This window comes from Serratia sp. (in: enterobacteria), from assembly GCF_051654945.1.
In the GTDB taxonomy this organism is placed as follows: domain Bacteria; phylum Pseudomonadota; class Gammaproteobacteria; order Enterobacterales; family Enterobacteriaceae; genus Chania.
Genome location: NZ_JBOFZA010000033.1, coordinates 1 through 13,840 on the forward strand (window position 1 = coordinate 1; position 13,840 = coordinate 13,840).

The following is a 13,840-nucleotide window of genomic DNA, read 5'->3' on the forward strand; positions in this document are numbered from 1 at the left end:
TGTTCCCATCCCGAACACAGAAGTTAAGCACTTTAGCGGCGACGATAGCTGGGCCTGGCCCCAGTGAAAATAGCACGTTGCCAGGTAAAAGACTCACGATAGTGAGTTTTTTTTATTTCACAAGAGATTTTAATTTGTGATATAATACGGTAAGAAACAGGGGAAATTGCGATGAATTTGGTAATTAATGAGATTTCAAAGGACTTTGGACAAAAGCAGGTTTTAAAGCAAGCTAGTTTCCGATTTGAAAAAGGCAAGATTTACGGTTTGCTAGGACGAAATGGAGCTGGAAAAACAACGCTATTTAATTGCATCAATGAAGATATCCAATTGGATGGTGGAAGTATTTATATAGAAACAGCAAACGAGCGTATTGCTTGCAATGCAGATCGTGTTGGCTATGTATTATCGACACCAGTCGTACCTGATTTTTTAACAGCACGTGAATTTATAAAATTTTATTTGGATGTACACCAAGATCAGTTGAAAGATGTGCAATCCGTTGAAACGTATTTATCGTGGGTAAACATTTTACCTGAGGACCAAGATCGTCTGTTGAAAGATTTTTCTCATGGGATGAAAAATAAAATTCAAATGTTAATCTATTTTATTTCGAAACCGGACGTATTGTTATTGGATGAACCGTTGACGAGCTTTGATGTAGTCGTTGCGGAGGAAATGAAACGCCTATTACGAGCGATGAAGCAAGATCGAATTATTATTTTTTCTACACATATCATGGAACTTGCATTAGATTTATGCGATGAAATCGTTTTGCTTACAGATGGGAGTTTACAACCGGTAGCCTACCAAGATATGCAATCACAAAAAGATTATATTATCTCATTGCTAAGTCATGAAGGTGTTTAAGATGAAGGAATATTTCAAATATTTTTCGATAACCTATCAACTACGGAACACCTATCGTACCAATGGATTTGTTTCTAACCTCATGTCATTACCGTGGATTGGAAGCCTGATTCCGGATACTATTTTTTCAAAGGACTGGCTGAAAATTATTGTGCTTTTTTATGGTTTCATGTTTGAAGTTATTTCTACATTCTTAGGCAAACTTCTCTACGTATTCATCATCCTTTTTTTACCACTTCGTAGTATGGATATGGGAGTGAATCGAATCTATTTATACTTTCTTGCTTTGTGTATTTGTGGTGCTATCTTTAATACAAACCTATTCAATCCGACGAAAGATAAATACTATGCTATTATATTGTTACGGATGCAGGCTAAGAAAGTCGCTTTATCAAACTATTGCTATTTTTTAATGAAAGAGTGGATTGGTTTTTTTGTATGTTGTCTAGGACTATGCTTTTTCCTTCAATTATCCCTATGGGACGCACTTATTATGGCAAGTTTTGTAGTTTCGATAAAAACCTGTGTGGCCGCTATCAGCTTGTCAGTAAGTCACAAACATTTCGATTTATTAAATGAAAATAAATTGCATAAAGGTAGAGTAATGTTAGCTGTAACAGCATTGGTTGTTGCAGTACTTGCACTTTTTGGTGTTGTTGTAGTATCGCGTGTTTGGTTTTACTGTTTGTTTGTAATTACCTTTTTCGCTGGGATTGCTGCCTGGCGATATTTGCTTGCTTATTCCAACTATCAATATGTGTATAAACGCTTGTTGCAACCGGAAGCTATCGTGTTTAATCTAAAATCTAAAGTTGCCGAGCAAAATAAGAAAACATATGAAAATATGTTGGATGAATCAGCTCATACCAATATAAATTTACAAGGTTATGCCTACTTCCATACATTATTTGTACGACGTCATCGTAAAATAATGTTGCGTTCTATCCAAACGATTTCTTTACTCCTTGCTATTGCTGTGCTGGTGTTAATTGTTGTTGTAGTGTTGTTTCCTATCTTTCATGAGCCATTGAATGCCTACATTACAACTACGTTACCAAGTTTTGTCTTGATTATGTATTATATCAATCGTGGACAACAAGTAACACAGGCTATGTTTATAAACTGCGATCAAAGTATGTTGCAATATCGCTTCTTTAAACAACCAAAAGCAATCCTACAATTATTTGTTTTACGTTTAAAAACTATGGTTTTGCTAAACGCAATTCCGGCATCGATTTTAGCTTTTGGATTTGTTGTGTTGCTCTTTTTGACTGGTGGTAGTACAAATCCTCTGGATTATCTGTGGATTGCACTTAGTATTTTATTTCTATCTATCTTTTTCTCTGTACATCATCTTTGTATGTACTACTTGTTTCAACCCTACAAACAGAATTTAGAAATTAAGAGTCTTGTCTTTCAAATAATTAGTGCTATTACCTATATCCTTTGCTTTTTCTTTTTTGGAATGGAAATTGAACCGGTTTTGTTTGCTGTTGTTTCCTTATGTTTTACGATACTCTACATTACCATCGCTTTGTTATTGACAGCTCGTCTTGCAACGAGGACGTTTCGCTTAAAATACTAGTAGTCTAAAAAAACCTACATCATTGTAGGTTTTTATTTTGGTAAATTGGAATATCCCATTAAGTATTGATCAATTTCATGAGCAGCTTGTCGCCCCTCTTTGATTGCCCATACTACAAGGGAAGGACCACGCTTCATATCTCCAGCCATGAAGATTTTTGCGTATTCCCGTTGCTCACTTGGATGCTGTTCTATATCAAAAATATCATAAAGATAAGGGTCTGCACCAGTGAATCCGGCAGCTAGAATGACCAAATCCACATCTTTAGTAATTGAAGAGGAATTACCATCTTCACCTTGGGTTTCAATCATCGCTTGTTTGACGACATCGTCTGTTCCAAGGAAAGCTAAAACACGGGATTGATATAGGCGTGGATCCTTGTTGAATTGAAACAACGCCTCTTCTTGTCCATAGTCGAGTTTCCAAACGCGAGGCCATAATGGCCATGGTTGATTGCTTGGACGTGTTTTTGGAAGTCTTGGCATAATTTCTAATTGCGTGATTTCCTTGCATCCTTGACGCAATGCAATACCAACACAATCATTGCCTGTATCCCCTCCGCCAATGACAAGCACTCGTTTGTCTTTCGCATCAATTAACGACTTACGGTTTTTACGTATCGCTTTTGTTGCTGCTTCCAAATAAGCAAGTGCACTATGAATCCCTTGTAAAGATTCCCCTTCTACACCTAAAGTTCTAGGTTGTCTTGCACCACAAGCAAGCAATACAGCATCATAACTTTTCCTTAGATTATCGGCAGCTTCTTTGGTGTGGATTGGATGGGATGTATGAAAGTGGACACCTTGCGCTCGCATCACTGCGATTCTTCGATCGATGATACTTTTATCAAGTTTCATTGTTGGAATTCCATATTGCAACAAACCACCCAAGGCATCTGCTGCTTCAAAGACATGAACAAGATGTCCTCGTTGGTTTAAACTATCGGCAGCTGCTAAGCCCGCTGGACCAGACCCGACGATAGCAATACGCTGAAGGGAACGCGTTGTCGGTGGAGTTTGATCTACCCAACTGTTTGCGAATGCGCGCTCGATTAAGTAACATTCAATATCGTGTGCCGTAACTGGTTCACTAACAAGGTTGCAAGTACAAGCAGCTTCGCAAGGAGCAGGACAAACGCGACCAGTAAATTCAGGGAAATTATTGGTTTGTTGGAGGCGTTCATAAGCCAACTGTTCTTGGTTGTTTGCAAGTGCTGTATGATATTCGGGAATCAAATTTTGAAGTGGGCATCCTGAGATTCCTTGTGGCATTTCACAACCACTTTGACAAAAGGGAATTCCACAATCCATACAACGATAACTTTGTTCTAGTGCTACTTCCGTTGCGATTGTTTGTTTGAATTCATTGTAGTGTTGTAAACGTAGCTCACAGCTTTCACTAGTTGCTTGTTGTCGTTTGGTTTCTATAAATGCTAATGTAGTTGCCATAGGACCTCCTTACCCTTGCAACGCGACAAAGGCTTCCCATGCTGCTTGTTGTTGGGATAATCCTTTTGCTTGTTGCCGTTGAACTTCCGTCTTCATTGCTTGATATGCATGCGGAATAATTTTTTTAAACTTACATTTCTCTGTTTCGAAATTCGCAAGAATACGCGATGCGTTCTTGGATTTTGTAGTTTGAACATGTTCTTCTAACAAAGTGTAAAGTGTATCTTCATCTTGTGGTTGGAGCGATTCCATCCCCACCAGTTCTTTGTTTACATTTCGATAGAGTTTGTTTTGGGCGTCTAAAACATAAGCAACCCCACCACTCATTCCGGCAGCAAAGTTATTTCCAACCCCACCTAATACGACAACGGTACCACCAGTCATATACTCACAACCATGGTCACCTACACCTTCCACTACTGCGCTCGCACCGGAGTTACGAACGGCGAAACGTTCTCCTGCAATGCCATTGATAAAGACACGCCCACTTGTTGCACCGTATAGAATTACATTACCGACAATGATATTTTCTTCCGCCTGTATGTGTGCGCGTTTGGGTGGTGTTACGATGATGATACCTCCAGATAACCCTTTCCCTAAATAGTCACTTGCATCGCCTTCTAAGTACAATGTTAAACCTTTTGGAATAAAGGCACCAAAACTTTGTCCAGCGCCCCCAAAACAGGAAACGGTATACATATGATCCGTTGCGTTTGGATGTTGTTGGTAAATCTTGACACCTAGTTGAGTTCCAATACATCGCGTTGTTGCATTAACGCATATCGAATGTGAATAAGGCGTTTTCTTTTTGATATAGGGTGAAAAGTTTGGAATGAGCGTTGTATAATCTAGACAATTCGTTAGGTTGTTGTCAGTAATACGCTTGGTAGCGAAGATGTTAGCAGGTTGTTTTGGTAGTAGAGCATCAAGTGTAATACCATATTGCTTAGACAACGTCTCATCTTGGCTTAATAGGTCTGTGCGACCAATCAAATCATCAACACGTGCGATTCCAAGTGTTGCCATAATTACGCGCAAATCCTGAGCAATTAAACGCATAAAGTTTTCAACATATTCGGGTTTTCCTTTGAAGTTAGCTCGTAGTTTTGGATTTTGTGTTGCAATGCCTACGGGACAGGTATCGTTGTTACAAACGCGCATCATGACACAGCCAAGTGCGATGAGTGGTGTGGTCGCAAAACCAAATTCTTCCGCTCCCAGTAGCGCTGCTATGGCGATATCACGGCCAGTTAAAAGTTTACCATCAACTTCCAAGCGCACGCGATCGCGAAGTTGATTGCGAACTAAGGTTTGATGCGTTTCCGCAAGTCCGAGTTCCCAAGGCATTCCTGCATTTTGAATCGAAGAGCGATGAGCAGCACCGCTACCACCATCATAACCAGATACAAGAACGACGTGCGCTCCCGCTTTCACAACACCAGCAGCAATCGTACCAACGCCTGCCTCCGAAACGAGTTTTACACTAATACTTGAGGCTTGGTTTACATTTTTTAAGTCGAAGATGAGTTGTGCTAAATCCTCGATGGAATAAATATCATGGTGTGGTGGTGGAGAAATAAGTGATACTCCAGCGGTGGAGTGTCTCGTATTTGCAATCCAAGGATAAACTTTTTTACCGGGCAAATGGCCACCTTCTCCAGGTTTTGCACCTTGTGCCATCTTTATTTGTAGTTCACTAGCGTGAAGCAGGTAAGGTAATGTTACTCCAAAGCGTCCACTCGCAATTTGTTTGATGGAAGAACACGTGCTATCTTGTTGGTGATAGGTAGCAAGACGTTCTGAATCTTCTCCACCTTCCCCAGAATTTGATTTCCCTTGCAATCGATTCATAGCGATTGCTAAGGTACTGTGTGCTTCCTTTGAAATTGAACCATAACTCATGGCTCCAGTTTTAAATCGTTTCACGATACACTCGACAGGCTCGACACATTCCAAAGGAATTGGTGTGGTCTTTTTGAAGGTAAAAAGCTGACGAATAGAACGTGTTTGCGTATCAACTTCGTTTGCAAATTGCGAAAACAGGGCAGTATCATTGGTTCGGACGGCTTGTTGGAGCAGTAAGATTGTTTTCGGGTTGTAGAGATGTTGTTCCCCTTGACCCCTTGCTTTATGATACCCCACACTAGGAAGTGAAATCTGTGTTGCCAGTTGTAAGGGGTCGTATGCCTGTTCGTGGAGATCACGACGCAGCTGCGTTAGTTTTTCAATGGAAAGTCCACCGATTCGAGATACCGTACCACTGAAATACCGATCGACTAGTTGTTGATCTAGTCCAATTGCCTCAAAGTTTTGGCTTCCTTGATAAGATTGAATCGTAGAAATCCCCATTTTCGATGCAATGGTGATAATCCCTTTTCGAATGGCTTTGGAGTAACTATCGATTGCGACATAGGCATCCTTTTGCAAACTACCGTTATCGATGCATTCTTGAATTGCTTCAAAAGCAAGATATGGATTAATAGCACTAGCCCCATATCCTAATAAGGTAGCAAAATCATGGACATCACAAGGTTCTCCACTTTCTAAAATCAAGGAGAGAGCGGTTCTTTTTTTTGTTTTTACACAATGTTTGGCCACACTACTTACCGCAAGTAAACTAGGTATTGCTAAATGTGTGGTATCGACACCACGATCGGATAGAATTAACATATTTGCACCATGGTGGTAACAGCGATCTACTTCAACAAGCAGTGCTTCTATCGCTTGTTGTAAACTCTGATGTTTAAAGTAGAGCAAGGAAATTGTAGCAACGTTAAATCCTGTTTGTTTCATTTCTCTGATCTTTAAAAGATCTGTATTTGTTAGAATAGGATTGTTGATTTTCAATACATTACAATTACGTTTATCTTCGCAGAGCAGGTTCCCATCACTTCCTAAATACACTGACGTGGAAGTGACACATTGCTCTCTAATCGCATCAATCGGTGGATTGGTTACTTGAGCAAAGCGTTGTTTGAAATAACTAAACAATGGGCGATAGACACTTGATAATACAGCAAGAGGTGTATCGATTCCCATCGATACACTTCCTTCTTGTCCATTTAGTGCCATCGGTACGATGATATCTTGTAAATGTTCATACGTATAACCAAAACTTTGCATCAATTGGAGTCGTTGTGCTCTATTGTATTGAGGAATACTTTGATTTGGGATTGGTAAATCTTTTAAATGCAAGAGTTGTTGATCAATCCATTCGCCATAACTATGTTGATTTGCAAAGTGTGCTTTCAAATCATCGTCTTCAATGATTGTTTGTTTTACTGTGTCAACGAGCAACATCTTACCTGGACGCAATCGTTCTTTTTTAATGACTTCCTCAGGATCTAGTTCTAATACTCCAACTTCACTTGCTAAGATGAGGCGGCTATCTTTGGTAATATAATATCGAGAGGGACGCAAACCATTACGATCTAGAATCGCACCAAACAAGGTACCATCAGAAAACAAGATACTAGCAGGACCATCCCATGGTTCCATCATCGTTGCATAGTACTCATAAAAGTCTTTGAGTTCGCTAGAAATATTCTTTTGTTGTTGCCACGGTTGAGGAATCGTAATCATTGCTGCTTTTTCTAGGGGCATTCCTTGCATTGTAAAAAATTCAAGTGTATTATCCAGCATTGCAGAATCACTTCCGCTACGCTCTACAATTGGGTATATCGTAGCGAGTTGTGCCTTCGTGTATACCTTGGAATGCATCGTTTCTTCCCTTGCTAGCATACGATCGGCATTTCCTTGAATGGTATTGATTTCTCCATTATGAACACTAAAACGATTGGGATGCGCACGTTCCCAACTAGGGAAGGTATTGGTAGAAAAGCGAGAATGCACCAAAGCGATGGCTGATGTGAAAAGCGGGTGTTGTAAATCAAGGTAAAAGGAGCGCAATTGATCTACTAAAAACATTCCTTTGTAAACAATCGTTTTACTTGAAAGAGAACAAACATAAGTATCATTTTGATTGTGTTCAAAAAGACGTCGTAAATGATAGAGTTTTTGTTCAAAGGCTTTGCCACTAGAAACATGGGATGGACGCGCGATAAAGACCTGTTGAATCAATGGCATTTTAGCTTTTGCCTGGCTGCCAAGAACGCTACTATTACTAGGAACATCTCGCCAACCAAGCAGCGTGAGCTGACAAGATTTAACATTCGCTTCGAAAATGAATTTGGCAGCTTGTGCTTTGGTCGAATCTTGAGGCAAAAATAACATCCCCACAGCATAATCATCGGCAGCGGGTAGCTGAAATGAGAGTAGATGTAAACTAGTAAAGTAGGCATGTGGAATTTGAGTTAAGATACCAACACCATCACCACTCTGCTCATCGGCATCACTTCCAGCACGATGTTGCATGCGTTCTACGATTTGTAATGCATCGTGAACACATTGGTGAGTTTTGGTTCCATCTATCTGAACAACGGCACCAATACCGCAGTTATCGTGTTCAAATCGAGAATTGTAAAGTGGGGTGTCATATGTATTCATAGGCTTCTCCTTTATGTATATAATTTAAGTATACCAAAGCAAAGGAAACTTTGAAACACGAATGTAAAAATATTGAAAACTTTGTGTAAATAGATTGAAAACGAATTGAAACAAAGGAGGAGAAAACGTTTCGAAAAAAAGCGTTTTTTTTTGTTGACTTGTTGGGCTAGAATTGGTATTATATACAAGCGCTAAGGAAACAAAGCGTAACAGTTGTTCTTTGAAAACTAAATAGGAAACATCAATTCAGTAATGAATTGAAACTTTCGAATTATAAACTTACTCGCGAATAATCGCGAAACAAACATAAATGAGCAAGTCAAATGGAGAGTTTGATCCTGGCTCAGGATGAACGCTGGCGGCATGCCTAATACATGCAAGTCGAACGAAGTGAAGGTAGCTTGCTACTCGATCTTAGTGGCGAACGGGTGAGTAACACGTAGGTAACCTGCCTATATGACTGGGATAACTATTGGAAACGATAGCTAATACCGGATAGGTAAAGAGAAGGCATCTTCTCTTTATTAAAGTTGGGATACAACACATATGGATGGACCTGCGGCGCATTAGCTAGTTGGTGAGGTAACGGCTCACCAAGGCGATGATGCGTAGCCGACCTGAGAGGGTGAACGGCCACACTGGGACTGAGACACGGCCCAGACTCCTACGGGAGGCAGCAGTAGGGAATTTTCGGCAATGGGGGAAACCCTGACCGAGCAATGCCGCGTGAGTGATGAAGGCCTTCGGGTTGTAAAGCTCTGTTGTAAGGGAAGAATGCTGGTGATAGGGAATGATCACCAGGTGACGGTACCTTACCAGAAAGCCACGGCTAACTACGTGCCAGCAGCCGCGGTAATACGTAGGTGGCAAGCGTTATCCGGAATTATTGGGCGTAAAGGGTGCGCAGGCGGCCCGGTAAGTCTAAGGTTAAAGCCCGTAGCTCAACTACGGCCCGCCTTAGAAACTGTCGGGCTAGAGTGCAGGAGAGGACATTGGAATTCCATGTGTAGCGGTAAAATGCGTAGATATATGGAGGAACACCAGTGGCGAAGGCGGATGTCTGGCCTGTAACTGACGCTCAAGCACGAAAGCGTGGGGAGCAAATAGGATTAGATACCCTAGTAGTCCACGCCGTAAACGATGAGAACTAAGTGTTGGAGAAATTCAGTGCTGCAGTTAACGCAATAAGTTCTCCGCCTGGGGAGTATGCACGCAAGTGTGAAACTCAAAGGAATTGACGGGGGCCCGCACAAGCGGTGGAGTATGTGGTTTAATTCGAAGCAACGCGAAGAACCTTACCAGGTCTTGACATACCACTAAAAGCTCTAGAGATAGAGAAATAGTTATAGTGGATACAGGTGGTGCATGGTTGTCGTCAGCTCGTGTCGTGAGATGTTGGGTTAAGTCCCGCAACGAGCGCAACCCTTGTCTTTAGTTACCATCATTCAGTTGGGGACTCTAAAGAGACTGCCGGTGATAAACCGGAGGAAGGTGGGGATGACGTCAAATCATCATGCCCCTTATGGCCTGGGCTACACACGTACTACAATGGCGACTACAAAGAGCAGCAAGCTGGTGACAGCAAGCGAATCTCATAAAGGTCGTCTCAGTTCGGATTGAAGTCTGCAACTCGACTTCATGAAGTCGGAATCGCTAGTAATCGCGGATCAGAATGCCGCGGTGAATACGTTCTCGGGCCTTGTACACACCGCCCGTCAAACCACGGGAGTTGGTAATACCCGAAGCCGGTGGCCTAACCAGTAATGGAGGGAGCCGTCGAAGGTAGGATCGATGACTGGGGTTAAGTCGTAACAAGGTATCCCTACGGGAACGTGGGGATGGATCACCTCCTTTCTAAGGAGAAAGTACACAAACAAACGAAAGAGTTTCCTATTTAGTTTTGAGAGTGACAACTCTCAGGATAGTTCTTTGAAAACCGAATAACAGAAAAGACATAAAAGATAGAGATATTGAGGTCTTTTCGAATAGTTGATTATAGATAAATCGAGAAAAAAATTGTTTAAACAAACAGTAACTCAGCAAAAAAATATATCGAAAGCAAAAACACATAGAAATAAGTGATTAAGTTAATAAGGGCATACGGTGAATGCCTTGGCACTAGGAGCTGAAGAAGGACGCATCAAACGGCGAAACGCCTCGGGGAGTGGTAAGAACACAACGATCCGGGGATATCCGAATGGAGGAATCCAATAGCGGTAATGCGCTATTATCCTAAAGTGAATACATAGCTTTAGAGAGAGCAACCCAGGGAATTGAAACATCTTAGTACCTGGAGGAAAAGAAAACAAAACAGTGATTCCCTAAGTAGCGGCGAGCGAAAGGGGAACAGCCCAAACCAACTCTTGAGTTGGGGTAGTAGGACCACGACGTGATATTGTGCGAGGTTAGTTGAATGGCATTGAAAGGCCAACCGAAGAAGGTGCAAGTCCTGTAAACGAAAACGTCAAACAGTCTAGTGGAATCCTGAGTACGGCGAGGCACGTGAAACCTTGTCGGAATCAGCCGGGACCATCCGGTAAGGCTAAATACTACCTAGTGACCGATAGTGAACCAGTACCGTGAGGGAAAGGTGAAAAGAACCCCGGGAGGGGAGTGAAATAGATCCTGAAACCGTATGCTTACAAGAAGTCAGAGCCCGTTAAAGGGTGATGGCGTGCCTTTTGTAGAATGAACCGGCGAGTTACCATATCGTGCGAGGTTAAGTAGAAGATACGGAGCCGAAGCGAAAGCGAGTCTTAATAGGGCGCGAGTACGATGCGGTAGACCCGAAACCAGGTGATCTAGCCATGACCAGGTTGAAGTTTAGGTGATACTAAATGGAGGACCGAACCGACTACCGTTGAAAAGTTAGCGGATGAGTTGTGGCTAGGGGAGAAATTCCAATCGAACCTGGATATAGCTGGTTCTCCCCGAAATAGCTTTAGGGCTAGCGTCGGAATTAGTTACTTGGAGGTAGAGCACTGAATGTACGATGGCCCCATCTCGGGGTACTGAGTATAATCAAACTCCGAATGCCAAGCTAATATGTCCGGCAGTCAGACTGTGGGTGATAAGGTCCATGGTCAAAAGGGAAACAGCCCAGACCGCCAGTTAAGGTCCCAAAATTTATGCTAAGTGGAAAAGGATGTGGGGATGCACAGACAACTAGGAGGTTGGCTCAGAAGCAGCCATCCTTTAAAGAGTGCGTAACAGCTCACTAGTCGAGTGACCCTGCGCCGAAAATTTACCGGGGCTAAGCATAATACCGAAACTGCGGATTGACAGTAATGTCAGTGGTAGGGGAGCGTTCCATACAGCGTTGAAGCCATATCGTAAGAAGTGGTGGAGCGTATGGAAGTGAGAATGCCGGTGTGAGTAGCGAGATGTAGGTGAGAATCCTACACACCGATAGCCCAAGGTTTTCAGGGGAAGGTTCGTCCGCCCTGAGTAAGTCGGGACCTAAGGCGAGGCCGAAAGGCGTAGTCGATGGACAGCAGGTTGATATTCCTGCACCCGCTTGAGAATGATGGAGTGACGGAGAAGGTTAGTGATTGCCTCTTAATGGATTGAGGTCTAAGCGTAACAGCAGGTATGTAGGCAAATCCGCATACAGATGTAAGACGTGATGGGTAAGTGAGCAGCAATGTGAGCGAAGAACATGATACCAGCTTCCAAGAAAAGCTTCTAGTGTTAATCTCAACGCGGCCCGTACCAAAACCGACACAGGTGGGCAAGGAGAGAATCCTGAGGTGAGCGAGAGAACTGTTGCCAAGGAACTCGGCAAAATGACCCCGTAAGTTAGCGAGAAGGGGTGCTCGAAAGAGCCGCAGTGAAGAGGCCCAAGCGACTGTTTAACTAAAACACAGCTCTCTGCAAAGTCGCAAGACGACGTATAGGGGGTGACTCCTGCCCGGTGCCGGAAGGTTAAGAGGATGGGTTAGCCGCAAGGCGAAGCTTTGAATTGAAGCCCCGGTGAACGGCGGCCGTAACTATAACGGTCCTAAGGTAGCGAAATTCCTTGTCAGGTAAGTTCTGACCCGCACGAAAGGAGTAACGATTTGGGCGCTGTCTCGGCAGCAGACTCGGTGAAATCTTAGTACCTGTGAAGATGCAGGTTACCCGCAACTAGACGGAAAGACCCCATGGAGCTTTACTGTAGCTTGATATTGAGTTTTGATCAAACATGTACAGGATAGGTGGGAGGCAGCGAGACGTGAACGCCAGTTTACGAGGAGCCAACGTTGGGATACCACCCTTGTTTGATTGAAATTCTAACCTGTCACCATAAGCTGGTGAAGGGACCGTGTCAGGTGGGCAGTTTGACTGGGGCGGTCGCCTCCTAAAAGGTAACGGAGGCGCTCAAAGGTACCCTCAGATTGGTTGGAAATCAATCATAGAGTGCAAATGCAGAAGGGTGCTTGACTGCGAGACTTACAAGTCGAGCAGGGACGAAAGTCGGAATTAGTGATCCGGCGGTGCTGTATGGAAAGGCCGTCGCTCAACGGATAAAAGCTACCCTGGGGATAACAGGCTGATCTCGCCCAAGAGTTCACATCGACGGCGAGGTTTGGCACCTCGATGTCGGCTCATCGCATCCTGGAGCTGAATTCGGTTCCAAGGGTTGGGCTGTCCGCCCATTAAAGCGGTACGCGAGCTGGGTTCAGAACGTCGTGAGACAGTTCGGTCCCTATCTGTTGTGGGCGTAGGAAATTTGAGGAGAGCTGTCCTTAGTACGAGAGGACCGGGATGGACCTACCGCTGGTGCACCAGTTGTATCGCCAGATGCATAGCTGGGTAGCTAAGTAGGGATCGGATAAGCGCTGAAGGCATCTAAGCGCGAAACCGACTCCAAGATGAGATTTCCCATTCGAAAGAAGTAAGACCCCTTGAAGACGACGAGGTTGATAGGTCAGATATGGAAGCACAGTGATGTGTGGAGTTGACTGATACTAATAGGTCGAGGACTTAATCACAAGAGATTATTCGAGAAGACGCAAAGGAATTGAAAAAAAGTTGGATCTGTTATTTGGTTTTGAGGGAATTACCCTTGATCTGGTGATGATGGCGAAGTGGACACACCTGTTCCCATCCCGAACACAGAAGTTAAGCACTTTAGCGGCGACGATAGCTGGGCCTGGCCCCAGTGAAAATAGCACGTTGCCAGGTAAACGAACCCATTTGGGTTCTTTTTTTGTTCGCCGGGCATGGCATACAACTTGGTGGTGTAAGTCCACTATGGGGGTGTAATCGCCAACCATTAGCCAACACCAAGGGTGTCCTCCGTGAGGGGGAATCTGAAGGAAGGTCGAGGCAAACTCTTGGTCCGAGGAACACGAATCACATCAGGCGGGGATTGTGGACAAGGTGGCAAAACACACTGAAGTCCAAAGGATTACGTATTAAACAATCAATGTAAATGTGGCGGATAGAT

4 protein-coding genes and 4 rRNA genes are annotated in these 13,840 nt (G+C 43.3%); 6 read left to right on the top strand and 2 right to left on the bottom strand.

All coding sequences use genetic code 11. The features are described from left to right. From rrf (ACRDCA_RS03470) to ACRDCA_RS03480, 3 genes are all read left to right on the top strand, one after another. Positions 1-86: ribosomal RNA gene (gene rrf / locus ACRDCA_RS03470) — 5S ribosomal RNA — on the top strand; the annotation flags it as partial. 85 nt (positions 87-171) lie between these two features. Continuing rightward, positions 172-870, top strand: a complete 699-nt coding sequence (locus ACRDCA_RS03475; protein ID WP_438688313.1) for an ABC transporter ATP-binding protein — start codon at positions 172-174, stop codon at positions 868-870. A gap of 1 nt (position 871) precedes the next feature. Next, positions 872-2,455 (top strand): hypothetical protein, encoded by a 1,584-nt coding sequence (locus ACRDCA_RS03480; RefSeq protein WP_438688314.1) that lies wholly within the window; start codon positions 872-874, stop codon positions 2,453-2,455. A gap of 32 nt (positions 2,456-2,487) precedes the next feature. On the opposite strand, the gene ACRDCA_RS03485 is transcribed toward ACRDCA_RS03480, so the two are convergent. Together ACRDCA_RS03485 and gltB are read right to left on the bottom strand one after the other, a co-directional pair. Continuing rightward, positions 2,488-3,903 (bottom strand): glutamate synthase subunit beta, encoded by a 1,416-nt coding sequence (locus ACRDCA_RS03485; RefSeq protein ID WP_438688315.1) that lies wholly within the window; start codon positions 3,901-3,903, stop codon positions 2,488-2,490. 9 nt (positions 3,904-3,912) lie between these two features. Further along, positions 3,913-8,409 carry a glutamate synthase large subunit gene (gltB, locus tag ACRDCA_RS03490; protein WP_438688316.1) on the bottom strand — a complete coding sequence of 1,499 codons (4,497 nt, stop codon included), beginning with the start codon at positions 8,407-8,409 and terminating at the stop codon, positions 3,913-3,915. Between the two features lie 320 nt (positions 8,410-8,729). On the opposite strand from gltB, the gene ACRDCA_RS03495 reads away from it, so the two are divergent. The 3 genes from ACRDCA_RS03495 to rrf (ACRDCA_RS03505) all read left to right on the top strand — a co-directional run bounded on the left by ACRDCA_RS03495 (position 8,730) and on the right by rrf (ACRDCA_RS03505) (position 13,575). Next, a 16S ribosomal RNA gene (locus ACRDCA_RS03495) occupies positions 8,730-10,263 on the top strand. 226 nt (positions 10,264-10,489) lie between these two features. Further along, positions 10,490-13,382 (top strand): 23S ribosomal RNA (locus tag ACRDCA_RS03500). 78 nt (positions 13,383-13,460) lie between these two features. Continuing rightward, positions 13,461-13,575, top strand: a 5S ribosomal RNA gene (gene rrf / locus ACRDCA_RS03505). Positions 13,576-13,840 lie beyond the last annotated feature (265 nt).

What these genes read in the sequence shown, in the direction of transcription:
- ACRDCA_RS03480 (WP_438688314.1), top strand. Translation starts at nt 872, where the DNA reads ATGAAGGAATATTTCAAATATTTTTCGATAACCTATCAACTACGGAAC.
- ACRDCA_RS03475 (WP_438688313.1), top strand. Translation starts at nt 172, where the DNA reads ATGAATTTGGTAATTAATGAGATTTCAAAGGACTTTGGACAAAAGCAG.
- gltB (WP_438688316.1), bottom strand. Translation starts at nt 8,409, where the DNA reads ATGAATACATATGACACCCCACTTTACAATTCTCGATTTGAACACGAT.
- ACRDCA_RS03485 (WP_438688315.1), bottom strand. Translation starts at nt 3,903, where the DNA reads ATGGCAACTACATTAGCATTTATAGAAACCAAACGACAACAAGCAACT.